At 40.2% G+C, this 24236-nt stretch carries 22 protein-coding genes; 18 read left to right on the top strand and 4 right to left on the bottom strand.

The genetic code is table 11. From position 1 onward, the window contains the following. The first annotated feature begins 29 nt into the window (after positions 1–29). The 16 genes from NYE79_RS07030 (at position 30) to metK (ending at position 18662) form a co-directional block, all read left to right on the top strand. Positions 30–899 (top strand): branched-chain amino acid ABC transporter permease, encoded by an 870-nt coding sequence (locus tag NYE79_RS07030; RefSeq protein ID WP_000941413.1) that lies wholly within the window; start codon positions 30–32, stop codon positions 897–899. Positions 900–902: 3 nt separating this feature from the next. Further along, complete coding sequence (locus tag NYE79_RS07025) at positions 903–1859, top strand: branched-chain amino acid ABC transporter permease (protein WP_000856260.1); 957 nt, start codon at positions 903–905, stop codon at positions 1857–1859. Further along, positions 1859–2623, top strand: a complete 765-nt coding sequence (locus tag NYE79_RS07020; protein WP_001186014.1) for an ABC transporter ATP-binding protein — start codon at positions 1859–1861, stop codon at positions 2621–2623. The genes NYE79_RS07025 and NYE79_RS07020 overlap by 1 nt, the downstream gene beginning before the upstream one ends. Then, positions 2623–3333: an ABC transporter ATP-binding protein gene (locus NYE79_RS07015; protein WP_000062204.1), complete on the top strand. Its 711-nt coding sequence runs from the start codon at positions 2623–2625 to the stop codon at positions 3331–3333. The genes NYE79_RS07020 and NYE79_RS07015 overlap by 1 nt, the downstream gene beginning before the upstream one ends. Positions 3334–3749: 416 nt before the next feature. Further along, complete coding sequence (locus NYE79_RS07010) at positions 3750–5528, top strand: phosphotransferase (RefSeq protein ID WP_084944417.1); 1779 nt, start codon at positions 3750–3752, stop codon at positions 5526–5528. A 1-nt stretch (position 5529) separates the two neighbouring features. Beyond that, positions 5530–5715 carry a hypothetical protein gene (locus NYE79_RS07005; RefSeq protein WP_000859102.1) on the top strand — a complete coding sequence of 62 codons (186 nt, stop codon included), beginning with the start codon at positions 5530–5532 and terminating at the stop codon, positions 5713–5715. A 1-nt stretch (position 5716) separates the two neighbouring features. After that, on the top strand, positions 5717–7144 hold the full coding sequence (locus NYE79_RS07000; protein WP_000041471.1) for a cytosine permease: 1428 nt from the start codon (positions 5717–5719) through the stop codon (positions 7142–7144). A gap of 152 nt (positions 7145–7296) precedes the next feature. After that, positions 7297–7953, top strand: a complete 657-nt coding sequence (locus NYE79_RS06995) for a CBS domain-containing protein (protein ID WP_000268643.1) — start codon at positions 7297–7299, stop codon at positions 7951–7953. Positions 7954–8063: 110 nt separating this feature from the next. Next, positions 8064–9159, top strand: a protein-coding gene (prfB, locus tag NYE79_RS06990; protein ID WP_096753628.1) for a peptide chain release factor 2 whose coding sequence is annotated in 2 segments (ribosomal slippage) — positions 8064–8135 and positions 8137–9159 — 1095 coding nt in all. Because the reading frame shifts where the segments join, the coding sequence is not laid out codon by codon here. Positions 9160–9176: 17 nt separating this feature from the next. Beyond that, positions 9177–9869: a cell division ATP-binding protein FtsE gene (gene ftsE / locus NYE79_RS06985; protein ID WP_000022275.1), complete on the top strand. Its 693-nt coding sequence runs from the start codon at positions 9177–9179 to the stop codon at positions 9867–9869. Next, complete coding sequence (gene ftsX, locus NYE79_RS06980; RefSeq protein ID WP_000625556.1) at positions 9862–10788, top strand: permease-like cell division protein FtsX; 927 nt, start codon at positions 9862–9864, stop codon at positions 10786–10788. The genes ftsE and ftsX overlap by 8 nt, the downstream gene beginning before the upstream one ends. 218 nt (positions 10789–11006) lie before the next feature. After that, positions 11007–13193, top strand: a complete 2187-nt coding sequence (locus tag NYE79_RS06975; protein WP_125457005.1) for a PTS transporter subunit IIBC — start codon at positions 11007–11009, stop codon at positions 13191–13193. A 51-nt stretch (positions 13194–13244) separates the two neighbouring features. After that, the gene (locus tag NYE79_RS06970; protein WP_216728487.1) at positions 13245–14060 is read left to right on the top strand and encodes an endonuclease/exonuclease/phosphatase family protein; all 816 of its coding nucleotides are present in this window, start codon (positions 13245–13247) and stop codon (positions 14058–14060) included. 131 nt (positions 14061–14191) lie between these two features. Further along, positions 14192–15535 carry a DEAD/DEAH box helicase gene (locus NYE79_RS06965; RefSeq protein ID WP_339293652.1) on the top strand — a complete coding sequence of 448 codons (1344 nt, stop codon included), beginning with the start codon at positions 14192–14194 and terminating at the stop codon, positions 15533–15535. 242 nt (positions 15536–15777) lie between these two features. Beyond that, positions 15778–17157, top strand: coding sequence for a VWA domain-containing protein (locus tag NYE79_RS06960; protein WP_084877915.1), 1380 nt, complete (start codon positions 15778–15780; stop codon positions 17155–17157). 314 nt (positions 17158–17471) lie between these two features. Then, complete coding sequence (gene metK / locus NYE79_RS06955; RefSeq protein ID WP_000003912.1) at positions 17472–18662, top strand: methionine adenosyltransferase; 1191 nt, start codon at positions 17472–17474, stop codon at positions 18660–18662. A gap of 70 nt (positions 18663–18732) precedes the next feature. On the opposite strand, the gene NYE79_RS06950 is transcribed toward metK, so the two are convergent. Beyond that, complete coding sequence (locus tag NYE79_RS06950) at positions 18733–19032, bottom strand: DUF1827 family protein (RefSeq protein ID WP_000767208.1); 300 nt, start codon at positions 19030–19032, stop codon at positions 18733–18735. 58 nt (positions 19033–19090) lie between these two features. Further along, on the bottom strand, positions 19091–19543 hold the full coding sequence (locus NYE79_RS06945) for an NUDIX hydrolase (RefSeq protein ID WP_000013174.1): 453 nt from the start codon (positions 19541–19543) through the stop codon (positions 19091–19093). Between the two features lie 176 nt (positions 19544–19719). On the opposite strand from NYE79_RS06945, the gene NYE79_RS06940 reads away from it, so the two are divergent. Further along, positions 19720–20622, top strand: coding sequence for a YafY family protein (locus NYE79_RS06940; RefSeq protein WP_000841079.1), 903 nt, complete (start codon positions 19720–19722; stop codon positions 20620–20622). A gap of 54 nt (positions 20623–20676) precedes the next feature. Continuing rightward, positions 20677–21291 (top strand): GyrI-like domain-containing protein, encoded by a 615-nt coding sequence (locus NYE79_RS06935; protein ID WP_339293651.1) that lies wholly within the window; start codon positions 20677–20679, stop codon positions 21289–21291. A 42-nt stretch (positions 21292–21333) separates the two neighbouring features. On the opposite strand, the gene NYE79_RS06930 is transcribed toward NYE79_RS06935, so the two are convergent. Both NYE79_RS06930 and NYE79_RS06925 read right to left on the bottom strand, forming a co-directional pair. Next, the gene (locus NYE79_RS06930) at positions 21334–23592 is read right to left on the bottom strand and encodes an ATP-dependent Clp protease ATP-binding subunit (protein ID WP_339293650.1); all 2259 of its coding nucleotides are present in this window, start codon (positions 23590–23592) and stop codon (positions 21334–21336) included. Between the two features lie 238 nt (positions 23593–23830). Continuing rightward, positions 23831–24061, bottom strand: a complete 231-nt coding sequence (locus tag NYE79_RS06925; protein ID WP_000443577.1) for a DUF1797 family protein — start codon at positions 24059–24061, stop codon at positions 23831–23833. Positions 24062–24236 lie beyond the last annotated feature (175 nt).

Genomic DNA, 24236 nt, shown 5'->3' with positions numbered 1-24236 from the left:
AAAAATAAGGATAGAAAAGAGTGAATGCTATGCTCCAACAACTTGTGAATGGTCTAATTCTGGGTAGTGTTTATGCACTTTTGGCTCTGGGTTATACCATGGTTTATGGAATTATCAAACTCATCAACTTCGCCCACGGTGATATTTACATGATGGGTGCCTTTATTGGTTACTTTTTGATTAATTCTTTCCAAATGGATTTCTTTTTAGCTTTAATTATTTCAATGGCAGGAACCGCACTACTTGGTGTTGTGATTGAGTTTCTTGCCTACCGTCCTTTACGACACTCTACACGTATTGCTGTATTGATTACTGCCATCGGAGTGTCTTTCCTACTGGAATACGGAATGGTTTATCTAGTAGGCGCCAATACTCGTGCCTTTCCTCAAGCAATTGAAACAGTCCGCTTTGACTTGGGACCAATTAGCTTGACAAATGTTCAATTGATGATTTTAGCAGTTTCTGTACTCTTGATGGTTTTATTACAATTGATCGTCCAAAAAACAAAAATGGGGAAAGCCATGCGTGCGGTATCAGTTGATAGTGACGCGGCTCAATTGATGGGAATTAATGTAAATCGTACAATCAGTTTTACCTTTGCTTTGGGTTCAGCTCTTGCTGGTGCAGCAGGTGTCCTCATTGCCCTTTACTACAACTCTCTTGAACCTTTGATGGGTGTGACTCCAGGTCTGAAATCTTTCGTTGCGGCCGTTCTTGGTGGTATCGGGATTATTCCTGGTGCAGCTCTAGGGGGATTTGTGATTGGCTTGTTGGAAACATTTGCTACTGCCTTCGGTATGTCTGATTTCCGTGATGCCATCGTATATGGGATCTTGCTTTTGATTCTGATTGTTCGACCTGCAGGTATCCTTGGTAAGAATGTGAAAGAGAAGGTGTAAACAATGAAGACAAATCTTAAAGTAAATATTCTCTGGTTATTCCTTCTGTTAGCGGGTTATGGATTGATTAGTGTACTGGTTTCTGCTGGTGTTCTCAATCTATTTCATGTCCAAATTTTAGAACAAATTGGGATTAATATCATCCTTGCAGTAGGCTTGAACTTAATCGTTGGTTTTTCAGGACAATTCTCACTTGGTCATGCAGGTTTTATGGCGATTGGGGCTTATGCAGCAGCGATTATTGGTTCAAAATCACCAACCTATGGTGCTTTCTTTGGAGCGATGGTCTTGGGCGCTTTGATTTCTGGTGCAGTCGCTTTGTTCGTTGGGATTCCAACACTCCGTTTGAAGGGTGACTACCTGGCTGTTGCGACACTAGGTGTTTCAGAAATCATTCGTATCTTTATCATTAATGGTGGAAGTTTGACCAACGGTGCTGCTGGTATCTTGGGTATTCCAAACTTTACCAACTGGCAAATGGTTTATCTATTTGTGGTGATCACAACTATTGCAACTCTCAACTTCTTACGTAGTCCAATTGGACGCTCTACTCTATCTGTTCGTGAGGATGAGATTGCTGCAGAATCCGTTGGGGTAAACACTACAAAGATCAAGATTATCGCTTTTGTCTTTGGTGCTATTACAGCAAGTATTGCTGGTTCACTTCAGGCTGGTTTTATCGGATCTGTTGTTCCAAAAGATTACACCTTTATTAATTCCATCAATGTGTTGATTATCGTTGTATTTGGTGGACTTGGATCGATTACTGGTACCATCGTTTCAGCGATTGTTTTAGGAATTTTAAATATGCTCCTTCAGGATGTAGCAAGCGTACGTATGATCATCTACGCTTTGGCTCTTGTATTGGTCATGATTTTCAGACCAGGTGGACTTCTTGGGACATGGGAATTGAGTCTATCACGTTTCTTTAAAAAATCGAAGAAGGAGGGACAAAACTAATGGCATTACTTGAAGTTAAACAGTTAACCAAACATTTTGGCGGTCTAACAGCTGTTGGAGATGTCACTCTTGAATTGAACGAGGGAGAATTGGTTGGTCTGATTGGACCAAACGGGGCTGGTAAAACAACCCTTTTCAATCTCTTGACTGGTGTTTATGAACCGAGCGAAGGTACTGTGACACTAGATGGTCACCTCCTAAATGGGAAAACTCCCTATAAGATTGCCTCACTTGGTCTCAGTCGTACCTTCCAAAATATTCGTTTGTTCAAGGACTTGACAGTTTTGGAAAATGTTTTGATTGCATTTAGCAATCATCATAAACAACATGTTCTTGCGAGCTTCCTACGCCTACCAGCTTTTTATAAGAACGAGGAAGAATTAAAAAGCAAAGCTTTGGACTTGCTGAAGATTTTTGATTTGGATGGTGACGCAGATACTCTTGCCAAGAATCTGGCCTATGGCCAACAACGTCGATTAGAAATCGTTCGTGCTCTGGCAACTGAACCCAAGATTCTCTTTTTGGACGAACCTGCAGCTGGTATGAATCCACAAGAAACAGCTGAATTGACAGAATTGATCCGTCGTATCAAAGATGAATTTAAAATTACCATCATGCTGATCGAACATGACATGAATTTGGTTATGGAAGTTACTGAGCGTATCTATGTTCTTGAATATGGTCGGTTGATTGCTCATGGGACTCCGGATGAGATCAAGAACAACAAACGCGTTATCGAAGCTTATCTAGGAGGTGAAGCCTGATGTCTATGTTAAAAGTTGAAAACCTCTCTGTGCATTACGGTATGATCCAAGCAGTTCGTGATGTAAGTTTCGAGGTTAATGAAGGTGAAGTTGTTTCCCTTATCGGTGCCAATGGTGCCGGTAAAACAACCATTCTTCGTACCCTTTCAGGTTTGGTTCGTCCAAGTGCTGGTAAAATTGAGTTTTTGGGAAAAGAAATTCAAAAGTTGCCTGCGCAAAAAATCGTAGCAGGTGGCCTTTCACAAGTCCCTGAGGGACGCCATGTTTTTCCAGGCTTGACTGTTATGGAAAACTTGGAAATGGGAGCCTTTTTAAAGAAAAATCGTGAAGAAAATCAAGCTAACTTGAAAAAAGTCTTTTCACGTTTCCCTCGTCTGGAAGAACGCAAAAACCAAGATGCGGCAACTCTTTCAGGTGGTGAACAGCAGATGCTGGCTATGGGACGCGCTCTCATGTCTACACCTAAGCTCCTTCTCTTGGATGAGCCGTCAATGGGACTTGCCCCGATCTTTATCCAAGAAATTTTTGATATCATTCAAGATATTCAGAAGCAAGGAACAACAGTTCTCCTAATTGAACAGAACGCTAACAAGGCCCTTGCTATCTCTGATCGAGGTTATGTACTTGAAACAGGAAAGATTGTCCTATCAGGAACAGGAAAAGAACTCGCAGCATCAGATGAAGTCAGAAAAGCATACCTAGGTGGCTAAAAAGGTCTGGGGGACCTTTTTAGTCGGCAGATAAGGATTGCGTAAGCAATTCTCCTTTAGTCTGGGAGACTAGTTTAGGTTGCAGATGGAGATTACGAAGTAATCATCATTATAGTCCGGGGGACCTTTTTATTCGGCAGATAGAGATTGCGTAAGTAATCATCCAATCCAGTGGATTGTTTTAGTCGGAGGATAAGGATTGCAGCCAAGCGACACCTAATACGACTACTTATCTTACTTATCAAAAATATAAAATATTTCAGGGCTCCAGAATAAGGAGCTCTTTTATTTATATGTTTTTTGAGGAAAGGGAAGAAGGTCTTAATTTTTACTCATTGTTTCCCTATTTGAATTGACAGTCATTTTTGTTCATATTATAATATGAGTAAGAAAAAATTGAACAGGAGGACTTAGAAATGCTAACAGAAAAACAATTTAAACTTTTGCGTTTTATGTTGATACATAAAGAAAAGACATTTACTCAGCGACAGTTAGCTGAAGAGTTAGACCTATCTTTAGGAACAATCAACACATTATTGAAAAAACTGAAAGAAGAGAAGTGGCTTGATGAGGAGCATCACTTAACTGAACTAGGCCAGAAAGTTTTAGAACCCTATCGAGTAAAAAATGCCATTATAATGGCTGCTGGCATGAGTAGTCGTTTTGCTCCTTTGTCTTATGAGATTCCAAAAGGATTGCTTCAAGTCAAGGGGGAACGCTTGATAGAGAGGGAAATCAGACAGCTGCAAGAAGCAGGAATAGAAGATATAACTGTTATTGTAGGCTATCTTCAAGAAAAAATGTTCTATCTTGCAGAGAAGTTTGGTGTAAAAATTGTAGTGAATAATGATTACTACAAATACAATAACTGCTCATCTCTTATGTTGGTTAAAGATCAACTTTCCAACACTTATATTTGTTCATCGGATAATTATTTTGTGGAAAATCCGTTTGAGCAATATATTTATAGTGGTTATTACTCGACGATATTTGCAGAAGGTCAAACGGACGAATATTGTGCGATAGAGGATTCGAATCACACCATCATTGATATCCAAATTGGTGGAGAAAATACTTGGGCCATGGTGGGGCACGTTTATTTCGACCGTGCATTTAGCGAGAAATTCAAGGAAATTTTAGAAAGCGAGTTTAAACACGAACCTTATCGGGAACAGCTTTGGGAGGATTACTATAGTCGCCATGTCAAGGAACTCCTTTTAGAAGCCCGCCACTATTCAGCGGATATTGTTAAAGAATTTGATTCACTAGATGAACTCCGTCAATTTGATGAACGTTATTTGGTAAATGCAGATTCGGCCATTATTGATAATATCTGTAAGACATTAAAGTGTGTGGCTTCAGATATTGTCAATATCAAACCTCTAAAAGATGGGTTAACCAACACATCATTTTCATTTGACTGTCTAGGGAAAAAATATGTTTACCGTCATCCGGGTAGGGGAACAGAAAATTATATCGACCGAGCTAGTGAAGCAGCTTCAATGGAAATTGCTGCAAAATTAAAGATTGACCGTACCTTCGTAGCTATGAACAAGGATGAGGGCTGGAAAATTTCAGAATTTATTCCCAATGCTAAGCAACTGGATTATGATAATTGGGATGATGTGGCACAAGCAATGGACCTCTTGAGACGGTTACACCAATCTGGAGAAAAAACGGAACATTCCTTTGACCAATTTGAAGGAATTGATGATTTTAGAGAAAAATTGAAGGCTAGAAATCGATTTGAATTTGATGGCCTCGAGGAATTGGATGAAACTGTTTCACTTCTCAAAAATTATTTACAGAACGATCCGAAACAGGTTGTTCTTTGTCATGGAGATTCCTATAGTCCTAATTTCTTGTTGAATGAAGCAGGCGAAATGAGCTTGATTGATTGGGAATATTCTGGAATGGGAGAGCCAGCAGGAGATTTGGGCACCTTTATCGCGTGTTCCAATTATACCGTGGAGGATGCTGAAAAAGTACTGGAATTGTATCTACAGGAAGTACCAGATAGGAAAACCAAACGTCACTACTTGGCTTATGTAGCAGTAACCTCATATTATTGGTTCTTGTGGGCTTTGTTCCAGGAGAGTGTCGGAAAACCAGTTGGTGAATTTCTCTACATCTGGTATCGCTATACCAAACAATATGGACAACTAGCTCTTGATTTGTATTTGGAGGAAAACTAAGATGAAAACGACATCTGAAATTGAAGAATTAGTAGCAACTGAAACAAAGAGAAGATTGGAAGAAATGGAGTCGCCCAACTACGAGTTTGTTCAACCCTTCCTAAAAAGTGATTTCATTTTAATCATCTCCATAGTCCTAATCAACCTTATTTTGATTATCTTAGCAATGACGGGAGGAATTCAATAACATGTCTAAAATGAATGACTATATCCAACAAGAAACCATAACCGGAATTGTTCCCATGACCAATAAGGATCGTCAGTATTCTTTCTGGGATCTCTTTCTATCGACAAGTGGTTTTGCCATTGCTACTTGGTGTTATACCCAAGGAGCCTATGTAGCTCAATATTTGACCTTTAATCAAATGTTGATAAATATTTTTAGCTTTAACATTATCTGGGTCTTTATTGAATGTCTTCCTATTTTGTTTGCGGTTAAGTATGGAATTGATTTGTGGATTTGGTTGAGAGCTGTTCTAGGAAAAAGAGGTGTAGCCCTGTTATCAACCATTATTAGCTTGGCTAACTTTGGATGGTATGCTGTTGCGGCCAATCTTTTTGCTAGTTCCATGATCCATTTGGCAAATAATTTTGGTCTTGGTTTGGACAAGGGAGTATGGGCGCCTATTCTTGGTACCCTCTGTGTTCTGCTTGGAACTCTCATTGCTCTTGGTGGCCCAGAAGTGATTAAATGGACCAATCGCTTCTTGGTTATCGCCTTATTGATTGTCGGTCTCATTATCGTTGGAATCTGCTTTGTCGCCGTTCCTATAACGGATATTATGAATATCCAACCAGCCACTCAAGGAGATTTGACGCCATTAGAACGCTTCATGCTCTCCGGAGAAGGAAATGTTGCCTTTGCCTTTTCTTGGTCTACACAAGCATTGGTTTTACCACGTTTAGCAAAATCAGAACGCAGTGGTTATTGGGCTACAGCCTTATCATACGGAGTTGTGGCTCCATTCTTCGTTGCGACAGGTGGAGTCATGGCTCTAGCCATGTTTGTCAAAACAGGCGTGTATGAAAGTGATCCAACAACCATGCTATCAACTCTAAGCACCCCAGCCTTTGCTCTCTTAAGTCTACTACTAGTAGCCTTTGCTAATATTGGAACCCAGGGGACAGGATCATACGTGAACTGTATGATTGTAAAAAGTGGGATGCCCAAAGTAAGCTATAAACTAATGGTTTGGATTGCCATGGTTTACGTGAGTCTACTCACTATCTGGGGAGGAGTAGAAGAGTATTTCGGATCCTTCATTTCCCTAGCTGCCTATATTCAAGGGCCAATTATTGGTATGATTGTTGTCGACTATTTTATCTTAAGAAAACGAAAACTCGACTTGCGTTCAGCCTATTTCCTTGAAGGGCATGACGCCTACGAGTTTACTAAAGGATTTAACTTAGTTGGCTTGTCTTGCGTATTTATCTCCTTATTGGTAGCGGTACTATTTGTCTACAACCCTGTCACTGCACAAATTCAAAGTCCAATCTTTTTAATCACAACGGGTAGCGGATTTACTGCGCTATTTGGCGGTCTATTATACTGGTTAGCTAGTCTTAGCCCACTGAAACGTTATATGATAAAAGATCGAGACACTGTTACGATTTAAGAAGAGAGGGGACTTCGGTTCCCTTTTAACTTACACTGGTATTTTATGCAAACTTCTCAGATTATTCAAAATCTTGAAAAAGAGATGAAAGCGTTTGATAGATTTTCTAAGAAAGTGTATAATAAAAGTAGCAATATAGAAGGAGAAGTCTCATGGCAGTTAAAGATTTCATGACCCGTAAGGTAGTTTATATCAGTCCAGATACGACTGTAGCACATGCAGCAGATTTGATGCGCGAGCAAGGCTTGCACCGTTTACCTGTTATCGAAAACGATCAATTAGTCGGATTGGTAACAGAAGGAACCATTGCGGAAGCCAGCCCATCTAAAGCAACCAGTCTCTCTATCTATGAGATGAATTATCTTCTGAATAAAACCAAAGTAAAAGATGTAATGATTCGAGATGTCGTGACGGTTTCTGGCTATGCTAGTCTAGAAGATGCGACCTACCTGATGCTGAAAAATAAAATTGGGATATTACCAGTCGTAGACAATCATCAGGTCTACGGTGTCATTACAGATCGCGATGTTTTTCAGGCTTTCTTGGAAATCGCCGGATACGGAGAAGAGGGGATTCGGGTTCGTTTCATTACAGAAAATGAAGTAGGAGTACTGGGGAAAATTGTAGCTTTAATTGTAGAAGAGGATTTAAATATTTCCCATACTGTAAACATTCCACGTAAGGATGGCAAGGTCGTCATCGAAGTTCAAATTGATGGAAAAATCGATTTGACTGCATTAAAAGATAAGTTTGAAAAAGAAGGAATTCAAGTGGAGGAGATTACTCATACCTCTGCCAAAGTCCTTTAAACAAGAGGCTTTAGAGCCTCTTTTCTTCTGCCATCAAAAGCTGTGAAAAGCAAAATATGGAAAGAAATGAGAGATTATGGTATAATAAAACGATATGAAAAGGAGTATCTATGGACATTTCAGAAATTCGTCAAAAAATTGACGCAAATCGTGAAAAATTAGCTTCTTTTAGGGGGTCTCTTTGACCTCGAAGGCTTAGAGGAAGAGATTGCCATCTTGGAAAACAAGATGACAGAACCTGATTTTTGGAACGATAATATCGCGGCCCAAAAAACGTCGCAAGAATTAAATGAATTAAAAAACACCTACAACACCTTCCGTAAAATGGAAGAGTTGCAGGATGAAGTTGAGATTTTATTGGACTTTTTAGCAGAAGACGAGTCAGTCCATGATGAACTGGTCGAACAGTTGACAGAACTGGATAAGATGATGACCAGCTACGAGATGACCCTTCTCTTGTCAGAACCTTATGACCATAATAATGCAATCTTAGAAATCCATCCAGGATCTGGTGGTACTGAGGCACAGGACTGGGGCGATATGTTGCTTCGTATGTATACTCGTTATGGAAATGCCAAAGGCTTTAAAGTAGAAGTCTTGGATTACCAGGCTGGTGATGAAGCAGGTATCAAGTCTGTTACCTTGTCTTTTGAAGGACCCAATGCTTATGGCCTACTTAAATCAGAAATGGGTGTTCACCGTTTGGTCCGTATTTCGCCATTTGACTCTGCCAAACGTCGCCATACTTCATTTACATCCGTAGAGGTTATGCCTGAGTTGGATGATACCATCGAAGTGGAGATTCGTGAAGATGATATCAAAATGGATACCTTCCGTTCAGGTGGTGCTGGTGGACAAAACGTCAATAAGGTTTCAACAGGTGTGCGTTTGACACACATTCCTACGGGAACTGTCGTCCAATCAACGGTCGATCGTACCCAGTATGGAAATAGAGATCGTGCCATGAAGATGTTGCAGGCTAAGCTCTATCAAATGGAGCAAGAAAAGAAAGCTGCGGAAGTTGATTCCCTTAAAGGTGAGAAAAAAGAAATCACATGGGGAAGCCAAATCCGTTCATATGTTTTCACGCCTTATACTATGGTAAAAGATCACCGTACAAGCTTTGAAGTTGCTCAGGTAGATAAGGTGATGGATGGAGACCTTGATGGTTTTATCGATGCCTACCTCAAGTGGCGAATCAGCTAAGATAGAAAGGAACTCATATGTCAATCATTGAAATGAGAGATGTTGTCAAAAAGTATGACAATGGAACGACTGCCCTGCGTGGTGTATCTGTTACCATTGAACCAGGAGAGTTTGCCTATATCGTAGGACCTTCTGGGGCAGGTAAGTCAACCTTTATTCGAGCTTTATACCGAGAAGTAAAGATCGAAAAAGGAAGCCTAACAGTTGCAGGCTTTAATTTAGTCAAAATTAAGAAGAAAGATGTCCCACTGCTACGTCGTAGTGTTGGGGTAGTCTTCCAGGATTACAAACTCTTACCTAAGAAGACTGTTTATGAGAATATTGCCTATGCAATGGAAGTAATCGGTGAGAGCCGTCGCAACATCAAAAAACGTGTTATGGAAGTATTGGACCTGGTTGGTTTGAAACATAAGGTTCGCTCTTTCCCTAATGAACTCTCAGGTGGAGAGCAGCAACGGATTGCGATTGCTCGCGCGATTGTCAACAATCCTAAGGTATTGATTGCCGATGAGCCAACAGGAAACTTGGACCCAGATAATTCATGGGAAATTATGAATCTGTTGGAACGCATCAATCTCCAAGGTACTACTGTCTTGATGGCAACCCACAATAGCCAGATTGTAAATACCTTGCGCCACCGTGTCATTGCCATTGAAAATGGCCGTGTCGTTCGTGACGAAGCTAAAGGAGAATATGGATACGATGATTAGTAGATTTTTTCGCCATTTATTTGAATCATTAAAAAGTTTAAAACGAAATGGCTGGATGACAGTAGCAGCAGTGAGTTCGGTTATGATTACCTTAACACTTGTTGCCCTGTTTGCATCTGTAATTTTTAATACAGCAAAACTGGCTACCGATATTGAAAACAACGTTCGGGTCATGGTTTACATTCGTAAGGATGTAGCTGATAACAGTGAAACGATTGAAAAAGAAGGTCAGACAGTTACCAATAATGACTACCACAAGGTCTATGATGCTTTGAAAGCTATGCCTGCTGTTAAGAGTGTTACCTTCTCAAGTAAAGAAGAACAGTACGAAAAACTAACGGAAACAATGGGTGACGATTGGAAGGTCTTTGAAGGGGATGCAAACCCTCTCTATGATGCCTATATCGTCGATACAAATTCTCCGAGTGATGTTAAAACGGTAGCTGAAGAAGCTAAGAAAATTGAGGGAGTATCAGAGGTTCAAGATGGTGGAGCCAACACTCAACGACTTTTTGAACTAGCTTCCTTTATCCGTGTTTGGGGATTGGTTATTGCAGGGCTCTTAATTTTTATCGCAGTCTTCCTCATTTCCAATACCATTCGTATCACTATTATTTCACGTAGTCGTGAGATTCAGATCATGCGTCTTGTAGGAGCGAAAAATGGCTATATCCGTGGTCCATTCTTGCTAGAAGGTGCTTTTATTGGCTTGCTTGGTGCAGCAATTCCTTCAGTCCTTGTATTCTTTGTTTACAATATGGTTTATCAATCGGTCAATAAATCCTTGGTAGGTCAAAACTTGTCAATGATTACGCCAGATGTGTTTATCCCTCTGATGACAGTCCTATTATTTATAATCGGAATTTTCATTGGTTCAATTGGTTCAGGGATTTCAATGCGTCGATTCTTGAAGATCTAGTTGGATTTAAATGCAAATTGCAGAACAAATCAGAAAAATAATACATATTTAAAAGAGAAGTTTTCGTAAACTTCTCTTTTTCCTTTCTAAAAATTAAAAAAATAGACAATTTTTTTATAAAAGCCTTTACAAAAAAAATAAAAGTGGTATAATTAATACATAACCAAATGCAAACGTTTTCGTAAAACGTTTGCCTAAATAAAATAAAGGAGATTTGAATGATGAAAGCTACATTCAAAAATGTCTTGTCTTTCGAATTTTGGCAAAAATTCGGTAAGGCTTTAATGGTGGTTATCGCCGTTATGCCAGCGGCGGGATTGATGATCTCAATCGGTAAATCAATCGTGATGATCGACCCAAACCTTGCTCCTCTAGTGATTACAGGTGGAATCCTTGAGCAAATTGGTTGGGGGGTTATCGGTAACCTTCATATCTTGTTTGCCCTTGCTATTGGGGGAAGCTGGGCAAAAGAACGTGCAGGTGGTGCATTTGCAGCTGGACTTGCCTTTATCTTGATTAACCGTATCACAGGTGCTATCTTCGGTGTTACAGGTGATATGTTGAAAAACCCTGAAGCAATGGTTACTACCTTCTTTGGTGGTTCAATCAAGGTTGCTGACTACTTTATCAGCGTTCTTGAGGCACCAGCTCTTAACATGGGGGTTTTCGTAGGGATTATCTCTGGTTTTGTTGGGGCAACAGCTTATAACAAATACTACAACTTCCGTAAACTTCCTGACGCCCTTTCATTCTTCAATGGTAAACGTTTCGTACCATTCGTCGTTATTCTTCGTTCAGCTATTGCTGCAATTCTACTTGCTGCCTTTTGGCCAGTAGTTCAAACAGGTATCAACAACTTCGGTATTTGGATTGCCAACTCACAAGAAACTGCTCCAGTCCTTGCACCATTCTTGTATGGTACTTTGGAACGTTTGCTCTTGCCATTCGGTCTTCACCACATGTTGACAATCCCAATGAACTATACAGCTCTTGGTGGAACATACGAAGTGTTAACTGGTGCAGCAAAAGGAACACAAGTATTTGGTCAAGATCCACTTTGGCTTGCATGGGTAACTGACCTTGTTAACCTTAAAGGCTCAAATGCTGACCAATACCAACACCTTCTTACAACAGTCACTCCAGCTCGTTTCAAAGTTGGACAAATGATTGGTTCATTTGGTATCTTGATGGGTGTCATCGTTGCTATCTACCGCAATGTTGATGCTGACAAGAAACACCAATACAAGGGTATGATGATTGCGACAGCCCTTGCAACATTCTTGACAGGGGTTACTGAACCTATCGAGTATATGTTCATGTTCATCGCAACACCGCTTTACCTTGTTTATTCAGTAGTTCAAGGTGCTGCCTTTGCTATGGCAGATATTGTTCACCTTCGTGTCCACTCATTCGGTTCAATTGAATTCTTGACTCGTACACCATTGGCAATTAATGCTGGTATTGGTATGGATATCGTTAACTTTATCTGGGTAACTGTTCTCTTTGCGGTTATCATGTACTTCATTGCCAACTTCATGATCAAAAAATTCAACTACGCAACTCCAGGACGTAACGGAAACTACGAAACAGCTGAAGGAGCATCAGAAGAAGCAACTCCTGGAACTCCAAAAGTTGCAGCAGCTTCTCAAGCCGTAAATATCATTAACCTTCTTGGCGGTCGTGCAAATATCGTAGATGTGGATGCATGTATGACTCGTCTTCGTGTAACTGTTAAAGATGCAGATCGCGTTGGTACTGAGGAACAATGGAAAGCAGAAGGAGCTATGGGTCTTGTCATGAAAGGACAAGGTGTCCAAGCTATCTACGGACCAAAAGCTGACGTATTGAAATCTGATATCCAAGATATCCTTGATTCAGGTGAAATTATTCCTGAAACTCTTCCAAGCCAAATGACAGAAACTCAACAAAATACTGTACACTACAAAGGTGTAACTGAAGAAGTTTACTCAGTAGCTGATGGTCAAGTTGTTGCCTTGGAACAAGTGGAAGATCCAGTTTTTGCTCAAAAAATGATGGGTGATGGATTTGCAGTAGAGCCAGCAAATGGTAACATTGTATCTCCAGTTACTGGTACTGTATCAAGTATCTTCCCAACAAAACACGCTCTTGGTCTTGTCACTGACTCAGGTCTTGAAGTGCTTGTTCATATTGGTTTGGATACAGTAAGTCTTGAAGGAAAACCATTTACTGTTCATGTCTCTGAAGGACAAAAAGTGGTTGCTGGTGATCTTCTTGTCACAGCTGACTTAGATGCTATTCGAGAAGCAGGACGCAAAACATCAACAGTGGTTGTCTTCACAAATGGTGATGTCCTCAAATCAGTTAAATTAGAACAAACAGGTTCTCTTGCAGCTAAAACAGCAGTTGCTAAAGTAGAATTGTAATATACTTGGGGTTGGAAGCTGTTTTCCAACCTCTTGTTTTAGGAGAAAAGCATGAAATTTCTAACACTCAATACCCACAGTTGGATGGAGAAGGAAGCAGAGGAAAAATTCCAAATCTTACTCCAAGACATTCTTGATAAGGACTATGATTTGATTTGTTTCCAAGAAATCAATCAAGAAATGACTTCGCCTGAGGTAGAGGTTAACAATCACTATCAAGCTTTACCATCAGCAGAACCCATTCACCAGGATCACTATGTCCGACTTCTAGTTGAAAAATTGGCTGAGAAAGGGAAAAATTACTACTGGACTTGGGCTTACAATCATATTGGCTATGACCGCTACCATGAAGGCGTAGCTATCTTATCTAAAACACCTATCAAAGCGCGTGAAATTTTAGTGTCAGATGTAGATGATCCAACGGACTACCATACTCGCCGTGTTGCCTTGGCTGAGACAGAGGTTGAAGGTAAGGAACTTGCTCTTTCAAGCGTTCATCTCTCTTGGTGGGATAAAGGTTTCCAAGAAGAGTGGGCACGATTTGAGGCTGTACTAAAAGAGTTGAACAAACCTCTGATTTTAGCAGGTGATTTTAATAATCCAGCTGGTCAGGAAGGCTATCAAGCGATTTTAGCTAGCCCATTAGGATTACAAGACGCGTTTGAAGTTGCGAAAGAAAGAAGTGGTAGCTATACCGTTCCACCAGAAATTGATGGCTGGAAAGGCAATACTGAGCCACTACGAATCGACTACGTCTTTACGACCAAGGAATTAGAAGTAGAGAGTTTACAAGTAGTTTTCGATGGCCAAAATAGTCCACAAGTCAGTGATCATTATGGTTTGAATGCTGTATTGACCTGGATATAATGAAAGAGGTTGGAATCAGAGGTTCCAACCTTTTAATCTATTCGAATCTTTACTACAGGACTGAGACTCAAATGGGACTACTGCAATAGGATAAAATATGGTATAATTGAAAGGATAGAATCGAGGATAGTATGTCATTTAAGAAATTTCAATTTAAAAATTATATAGTAGAAGCCTTGGAGGAGTTGAAATTTACAACTCCAACAGAGGTACAAGAAAAATTAATCCCTATTGTATTGGCAGGTCGTGATTTGGTGGGCGAGTCAAAAACAGGTTCAGGAAAGACTCATACTTTCTTATTACCTATTTTCCAGCAATTAGATGAAACTAGCGATAGTGTGCAAGCAGTCATTACTGCACCAAGTCGTGAGTTGGCCACTCAAATCTACCAAGCAGCTCGTCAGATTGCAGCTCACTCAGATGTCGAAGTTCGTGTGGTTAATTATGTGGGTGGTACGGATAAGGCGCGTCAGATTGAAAAACTGGCTAGCAACCAACCACATATCGTTATCGGAACGCCAGGTCGCATCTATGACTTGCTCAAATCTGGTGATTTGGCTATTCACAAGGCCAAGACCTTTGTCGTCGATGAAGCCGATATGACCTTGGATATGGGATTCTTGGAAACCGTTGATAAGATTGCAGGGAGCCTTCCAAAAGACTTGCAATTCATGGTCTTTTCAGCAACTATTCCACAAAAATTGCAACCGTTCTTGAAAAAATACTTGTCAAATCCTGTCATGGAAAAAATCAAGACAAAAACAGTCATCTCAGATACGATTGATAACTGGTTGATTTCGACCAAGGGCCGCGACAAAAATGCTCAAATTTACCAGCTGACTCAGTTGATGCAGCCTTATTTGGCAATGATCTTTGTTAACACAAAAATGCGTGCTGATGAGTTACATGCATACTTGACTGCTCAAGGATTGAAGGTGGCTAAGATTCATGGGGATATTGCTCCTCGTGAACGCAAGCGGATCATGAATCAGGTGAAAAATCTGGATTTTGAGTACATTGTCGCAACGGACTTGGCAGCGCGTGGAATTGACATTGAAGGTGTCAGCCATGTTATTAATGATGCCATTCCGCAAGACTTGTCCTTCTTTGTTCACCGTGTTGGACGGACTGGGCGCAACGGACTGCCTGGTACAGCTATTACCCTTTACCAGCCAAGCGATGACTCGGATATCCGTGAGTTGGAGAAATTAGGAATTAAGTTTACTCCTAAGATGGTCAAAGATGGAGAGTTTCAAGATACCTATGACCGTGATCGTCGTGCCAATCGTGAAAAGAAGCAAGATAAGCTTGATATTGAAATGATTGGCTTGGTTAAAAAGAAAAAGAAAAAAGTCAAACCAGGCTATAAGAAGAAGATTCAATGGGCGGTGGATGAAAAACGCCGCAAAACCAAGCGTGCTGAAAATCGTGCTCGTGGCCGTGCTGAGCGTAAAGCCAAACGCCAAACATTTTAAAAACTCAGTAGAATCACCTGATTCTACTGAGTTTTTATTTCCTGAAGTATTCGATAGAACTAATAATTATATACTTAAAAAAATTTGATTTATAAAACAGTATTAGCTTTAAAACTTGTTTTTAGACCAACATTTTATTGAAATTGTAAGGAAAAAAATTGAAAACTATACAAATTTGTGTTATCATACTATAAAACAATCGGATTATAGCATTTGATCCGTAAAAAGAAAAGGGGACTTCTATGGATAAATCATTTATGAAACAACAACGTTTTTCATTCCGTAAAATGAAAGTTGGGTTGGCTTCTGTAGCAATTTTGTTTGCTTTTGCTCAGGTCGGACAGGTGTCTGCAGATGAAACAACAAAACCGGCATCTGCTTCAACTGAAACAGTAAAGAAAACCGAAGCAAGTAAATCGGCAGTCGAAGCTGCTGTGGCAGAAATTAAAGCTGATGAGGCGAAACCAGTCGTTAACAAATCAGATGCAAAACCTGGAGAACTTGTTGATGTTTCTAAGAAGGTTTCACCTATTGACGTGAAAGAACGCCAAGAAGGTGATCAAAAGATTCATGAAGAAACTGCAACAGTTGAAGTCACAAAGACAGAAGTGGCACCTGTAAAAAGTGAAGAACTTCCTGCTCCAAAGACTGAAACAACTGAGAGTACAGTGAGTGGGAAAGATGAAGATGGAAATTCTTATACCCAATATGAACGTGTTGATAAAACAACTACAGTCGAAATCAAGAAAGCGACAAGAACGATTTCAAAATCTAACTCTGCCGATATCGTTTTTGTTGTTGACCGTTCAGCATCTATGTCTCGAACTATTGACACTGTCCGTAACAATATCAATGAGTTTGCAAGAAATCTTGCTAAAGATGGAGTAGCAGCACGTTTTGGATTAGCTACCTTTAGTGATGAAGTATATGGACGTATAGGTGGATTAGCAGATGAGGGTACAATTTTAACAAAATTTAATGAATCTTATTTTACCTCTGACCCAGCTGAGCTTGAAAAAGCCTTAGCAGGCATTAAGCTTGCACATGGTGGAGACTTCCCTGAAACATCTACACCTACTCTTACACAAATTGTTTCAACCTACGACTGGTCTAAGTCACCTAAAAATAAAAAGTTTGTCGTATTGTTGACAGATGCTCCAATGAAGGAGGATCCTTCAATTCCAACGATGGCGAATACTCTTGCGTCTTTGAAAGCCGCAAAAATCGAAAGAATTGTTGCAACTTCGACAGGGACCGATATTAGCTATAAAGATTTTGTATCTGAAGGTCGATTAATGAATATTAATCGTAACTTGGCTGATTCTTTAACTAAGGATGCAACTACATGGATTGTTGAAACTGTGACTGAAGGACACAATTACAAGGTAACGAAAGATAATTACCAATTTTACCTAGAACGTCGTACAACACTACCTGTTGCTCAGACAGGAAGTGCGACTCCAACTACCACAGTTCCAGTAGCTACAGCTTATAAAAAAGAAGTGGCGAAACTCCCTGATACAGGAAGTAATGATACAGCGAACTATGGTATTGTGGGACTTGGCCTCCTAATGGCTGGACTTGGCTTAACTGTAAGCAATAGAAAGTCTAAGGAACAGTAAGCCTAACTGGAAGATTGTTTGTTAAAACATTGTGAGGAAAAAGCAGACGAAAAAATAGGTAGTTTGTAAACGAAGTATGCAGATAAACATAGGTATGATCTTCTGTATTATGGAGTACAAGCCAAATTATTATGCCGAGAAAAGAGCCGTAAGGTTCTTTTTTTGATTTAGAGAAAATACTGCAAAAAAAAGTAAAAAGTGGTATAATGATAAGGTTATATAGTCCCGATAAGATGGTAGGTATTCATTACTAGTAGTTTTCCTATCAGTACTTTGTAACTCTATAACAATATTTTTTAAGGGGGGACATTTTTATGTCAGAACGTAAATTATTCACGTCTGAATCTGTATCTGAGGGGCATCCGGATAAGATTGCAGACCAAATTTCAGATGCGATTTTGGATGCTATTTTAGCAAAGGATCCAGATGCGCACGTTGCTGCCGAGACAGCTGTATACACAGGTTCGGTCCATGTTTTTGGTGAAATTTCTACACATGCTTATGTAGATATTAACCGAGTGGTTCGTGATACCATTGCAGAGATTGGTTATACCAATACAGAGTATGGTTTTTCTGCGGAGACGGTGGGAGTTCATCCGTCACTTGTTGAGCAGTCACCAGATATCGCCCAAGGTGTTAACGAAGCCTTGGAAGTTCGTGGAAATGCAGATCAAGATCCACTGGACTTGATTGGTGCTGGTGACCAAGGTCTTATGTTTGGATTTGCGGTGGATGAGACAGAAGAACTCATGCCTTTACCAATCTCACTTAGCCACAAGTTGGTTCGTCGTTTGGCAGAACTTCGTAAGTCTGGTGAAATCAGCTATCTCCGTCCAGATGCTAAATCACAAGTTACGGTTGAGTATGATGAAAATGACCGTCCAGTACGGGTGGATACAGTCGTTATTTCAACTCAGCACGACCCAGAAGTTAGCAATGAACAAATTCACAATGATGTGATTAACAAGGTTATCAAAGAAGTAATTCCAGCATCTTACTTGGATGAGCAGACAAAATTCTTCATCAATCCAACTGGTCGCTTTGTAATCGGTGGACCTCAAGGGGACTCAGGCTTGACTGGTCGTAAGATCATCGTGGATACCTATGGTGGCTACTCTCGTCATGGTGGAGGTGCCTTCTCTGGTAAGGATGCGACGAAGGTGGACCGTTCAGCCTCTTATGCAGCTCGCTACATTGCCAAGAACATCGTTGCAGCAGGTCTTGCTAAGAAGGCAGAAGTACAATTGGCCTATGCCATCGGGGTGGCGCAGCCTGTTTCTGTTCGTATCGATACTTTTGGTACAGGAACAGTAGCTGAAAGCAAGCTTGAAAAAGCAGCGCGTCAAATCTTTGACCTTCGCCCTGCAGGAATTATTCAAATGCTGGATCTCAAACGCCCAATTTACCGTCAAACAGCGGCTTATGGACACATGGGACGTACAGATATTGACCTTCCATGGGAACGTTTGGATAAGGTAGATGCATTAAAAGAAGCTGTGAAATAAAACTAAAAGATTGGTAGCTGTGCACTACCAATCTTTTTTGCAAAAGAAAACCAGCTTTTGGCTGGTTTTCTTATTTTACAGGGATTGAAATCTCAATCAATTTATCTGAATAAAGCGTCTTGATATTGGCTTCATCAATGCTTCCTTTGTCGATTTTACGTTTCAAGAAGAAGTCTTGGATGGTTTCGATTTCAGGTTCACGAATAGCACGGTGTTTGTTGGAAATGAGGATTTCATAGTGAAGCGGGGCTTGTGTGAAAACTACATCTGTGTTTCCAGCAGAATAGACCTCAACAAGAGTTGCGTCTGTGCTTTCTAATTGGCTTTTAACAAGTTGCGAGTGTGAGTTTGTCGTATTGATAAGCTTCATAACAGTTCCTCCGATTTTCTAACTCTATTATAGCACTTTTTGGATAAAATCGTGTATTTTAGCCAATTCCATGCTGGATTTTCCAAGCTTCAATTCCCCATTTATGGCTACCACGTTTGAGTTTTTCAATTGCTTCATCAATAGGAAACCAAGCAATATGATTAAAATCTTCCAATGGTTTTTGTACTTCTTGGAAAGAAATAGCTTCATAGAGATAAGCTGGATTGTAGTAGTAGGTATCACGGTGGCGAGAGTAGAAATACTCATCAGCTTGACCATAATAGGTTCCAATCTCAGCTGTAAAGCCAAGTTCTTCGATTAGTTCTCTCTTCAGTGCTTCTTGATGATCTTCGCCTGCTTCAATCTCTCCACCTGGCAAGAACCAAGCACCATTGGGGGCTTGAACTAGGACAATTTGTTTTTTCTCCGCATCCGGAATAATTGCGTACACACCATAGCGGGGCTGGTAGGTCACATTCTCTTTTTTATCACCATAAGTTGGGTTTGCCATTGCATTTTCCTCATTCTCTAGTATCTTTATTATTATCATAATGGACGAGGGGCAAGCTGTCAAGAATAAACCAACGAACTGATGCAGAAAAAGCTACTTTGTCTTGATCAATCCTTGTCTAGTTAAACTTTCCAACCCTAGCACTATAACTGGTATAATAAAAGAGAGGTGATTATATGGCAGAATCAAGACTATTTCGTATCCTATATCTACTTTTAGAAAAAGGCAGTACAACGGCTCCTGAATTAGCTCGATTATTTGAAGTATCTGTACGAACGATTTATCGCGATATTGAGCGGTTGAGTATGGCGGGAATCCCTCTATATTCAGTACCTGGAAAGACGGGCGGAATCTTTTTAATGAAGGACTTTGTTCTGGATCGTACTCTCGTGTCGGAGGATGAAAAATTAGAACTTCTATCAGCTTTGCAAGGAATTCAAGCCCTGACAAATGACAGGCAAGATATGTTACTTGAAAAGTTGGAATCTATTTTTCAAGTTTCTACCAGCCCTTGGATAGAAGTAGACTTGACTGACTGGAGGAAGCGAGAAGGTCAAAAAGAATTATTTGATAATATTAAACATGCTATTCTAGAGAAAAGGCAACTGGTGATTACTTATCTAGGTGGGTGTGGTCAGAAAACGATTCGTACAGTCGAGCCCTTTAGACTCGTATTTAAAAAGAGAGATTGGTACCTTCATGCCTACTGTTGTTTGAAAGAAGAGTGGCGTTTTTTCAAATTGTCTAGAATTAGGAATTATCACCTAACAACTGAAACTGTGAAGCAGAAAAATGTGGAGGATTGGGTTGATGGTTCAGATCAAGTGGTACATCAAATCGAAGTTTCCTTGAAGTTTAGTCCCAAGCTTGCTTTCCGGGTTTATGAAGATTTTTCAGAAGATGAGATTAGCTTGGGGAAAGATGGGTGTTATTATGTCAAGACAGTCCTACCAGAGCATGAAAGTCTGTATACTTACCTCCTGTCTTATCTAGATGGGGTAGAAATACTCGCCCCCAATCATCTGAAGAAGGAATTGCTTTCTAGAGTAGAAAAAATCCAAAATCTTTACAAACCTTGACAAAAGATGTCAGGGATTTGGTGCTATACTAGAGATAGAAAGGAGAAGAACCAAATGAAGTACGAATGGAGAAAAGAAGCAAAAAATCTTTATCAAGTGAAAGCTAGGCCCAGCATCCTGCAGGTACCAGGTCAATCCTATATCGTGATTGATGGTAAAGGTGATCCAAATCAAGAAGATTTTTCAGAACGCGTAGGGGCCTTATATGCCTTGGCCTATGCGATAAAGATGAAGTATAAAAAAGCTCCTCTGGATGAGGTTTACATTGATTTTACTGTCTTTCCTTTAGAAGGTGTATGGAAAAAGGAGAAGGAGGGAGAACTGGTAAAAAGTGAGCTTTCTTATAGCATTATGATTGGGCAACCCGATTTTATTACGAGAGAACTATTTGAAAAAGCTTTGGAAGAGGTCAAAATCAAGAAGCCAAATCTTCTTTATGAAGCTATTCGTTTTGAAATGATAGAAGAAGGCCAAAGTCTTGCTATGCTTCATGTAGGACCTTTTGATACTGAAAATGAGACTTTTGCAGAGATGGAGCATTTTTGTCATCTTCATAAACTCAAAAGAACTTCGGAAGTCCACCGAGAAATTTATCTCACTAATCTTCATCGAACGGAGCCTAGCAAATTAAAAACAATTCTTCGCTATCAAGTTCAAGAAGAGAATTAAAAAAAGAACAGGAAATCTTGTTTCCTGTTCTTTTTATGAGGTTTATTCTTCTATTTCAGAAGCAATCTCTTCTGTTTTCTCAGTTTTTTTGGCAGATTTGATTTGAATTTTGCCATTGTTTGTCATAACTGCCTTGAGGTCTTTTTCACTTGGGTTTTCAAGGTAGTAGTCGGTGATAGCATCCTCGATATGGTCTTGAATGGTACGGCGGAGTGGGCGCGCCCCCATTTTTGGATCATAACCTAAGTCAACCAACTTTTCCTTGACCTTGTCTGTCACATCGAGGTGGATATTGTTGCTAGAGAGGCGTTTGTTGACATCCGCTAACATGAGTTCGACGATTTGGAGAAGATTGTCCTTGCTGAGAGGTTTAAATTCGATGATGCCGTCAAAACGGTTCATAAACTCAGGACTAAAGAAGTTACCGAGTTCACCGAGAACAGAATTAGTACGTCCTTCACGAGCAGCTCCAAAACCAACACTGGCTTCGGCCTTACCCGTACCAGCATTTGAGGTCATGATAATGATAGCATCCTTAAAGCTAACTGTTCGTCCTTGTCCATCTGTCAAACGACCATCGTCCAAGACTTGAAGGAACATGTGCATCACATCTGGATGGGCTTTTTCAACTTCATCGAGAAGGATGAGTGAGTAAGGATTGCGACGAACTTTTTCCGTTAACTGACCCGCTTCATCGTAGCCAACATAACCTGGAGGGGCTCCGACTAATTTAGCCACACTGTGTTTTTCCATGTATTCACTCATATCAAAGCGAATCATGCTGTCAGCAGAACCAAAGAGCTCAATGGCTAGTTGTTTGGAAAGTTCTGTTTTACCGACACCAGTTGGTCCGACAAAGAGGAAACTTCCGATTGGCCGATTAGGAGTTCCAAGTCCAACACGATTACGACGGATGGCTTTGGCAATCTTATCGACAGCTTCATCTTGACCAATGACATGGGCCTTGAGGTCGTCTGCTAGATGGATAAGCTGAGACTGTTCTTTTTCTTTGAGTTCTCCAACAGGAATATTGGTTTTCTGCTCAATGATATGCTCAATGGTTTTCTCGCTGATAATTGGAGTATCCTGATCAGTCACCTTTTTTTTCTGCATTTCCTTGTACTTGGCAATCTGATCGCGGAAATAAGCAGCCTTTTCAAAATCTTCCTCTCGTGTAGCTTGAGCCTTGAGATTTTCAGCCTCAATCAAGCGCTGATCAATCACTTTAGGATCAACAAAGTTCAGCGTCAGATTCATCTTTGAACCAGCTTCATCCAACAGGTCAATAGCCTTGTCTGGCAAGAAGCGGTCTTGGATGTAGCGATTGGAAAGATTTGCAGCAGCTTCGATAGCAGCATCAGTATACTTGACGTGATGGTAGTCTTCGTATTTCTTTTGAACTCCTTTAAGGATGATAATGGTTTCTTCGACAGTTGGTTCATCTACCTTGACAGGCTGCATGCGGCGCTCTAGAGCAGCATCTTTTTCAATGATGCGGTATTCATTGAGAGTAGTAGCTCCGACCATTTGTAATTCACCACGGGCAAGGGCTGGTTTGAGGATATTTCCTGCATCCATATTGCCATCGCCAGCAGATCCTGCACCAACAATTTCATGGATTTCATCGATAAAGAGGATGATGTCCTCGCGTTTGCGAATTTCTTCCATGAGCTTTTGCATACGTTCTTCAAATTGGCCTCGAATCCCTGTTCCTTGGACTAGACTGACCACATCCAGACGGATGACCTGCTTGCCTTGGAGTTTATGGGGAACATCGCCATCGACAATCTTCTGAGCTAGACCTTCGACAACGGCTGTTTTACCGACACCTGGTTCTCCGATAAGGACAGGATTGTTCTTGGTTCGACGGTTGAGGATTTCGATAACGCGGATAATCTCCTCATCTCGACCGATAACAGGGTCAATATCTCCCCGACGAGCAATCTCAGTAATATTGATACCATATTCCTCTAGGAGTCCTTTTTCTTGACTAGGAGGTGTTTGAAGTGGGCCTCGGTTTTGAGGTCCATAACCACCGTTTCCTCCATATCCTCCACCAGATTGAGTTGGAGGGACGTTATTAGAAGAAGGTTTGAAATTGTTCAAATCATTGAAAAAGTCTCCGAAAGGATCAAAGTCACGATTGTTTAAGTCAGTCATTCCTTTAAAGAGGGTATTTTTTGGATCTGTTTTGATAATTTTATAGCAATTTTGACAGAGATCAATTTGTTTTTGCTGTCCATTGATATTGGTATACAGATGAATTGTTGAGTCGTTTATTTTACAGTTTTGACAGAGCATACATCTACCTCATTTCATTCTTATTTTTGGCCTAAGAAAATAGGTCAAAAATAGTCAAAGTTTTATACTTTCATTATAGCATGATTAAGGTGTAAAGCAAGTAAAAAGATTGGGAAGTGGTCGTTTTTATAAAGAAGGATTTATGGAGGATTAAGCGACTTGAAGGTAAGAAAAAATCCCATTTGCGGTGACAAAAAGGATTCTCATTCATCGGGCCTTACTGCCCGTTGTTTTTATATTAGTAAAGGAGTTCGTAGATCTCCATTGCAATCAAATCAATGCTATCAAAGGTATAAGTTTCACGAGCCTCGACATCGCGAAGGGTGAAGAGTGATCCGTTTTCTTCGTCGTGGCTGTATGCAACTTCTGCGACAACAACACCTTCACGTTCAAAATTACGTTTTAGATTTCCACCATCTTTTGTCATTGCTTCTAGGCGGTTAATGATTCTAACCAAATGTGATTCCATTTTGATTCTCCTCCATTTCTTATCGTTTCTATTTTACCATAAACAAGAGGTAGTTGACTAGAAAAAAACTGTGATTTCTCTCTATTTCTCTATTCCATCAAGTTAATTGTTAAAATTAGGGAAAAAGGATTGCATTTTAATTCAATTCATGTTATAATCATACAATCTAATACAT

This window comes from Streptococcus sp. FSL W8-0197 (assembly GCF_037963785.1).
GTDB lineage: Bacteria > Bacillota > Bacilli > Lactobacillales > Streptococcaceae > Streptococcus > Streptococcus oralis_CQ.
This window is presented reverse-complemented; position numbering and strand designations above follow the sequence as displayed.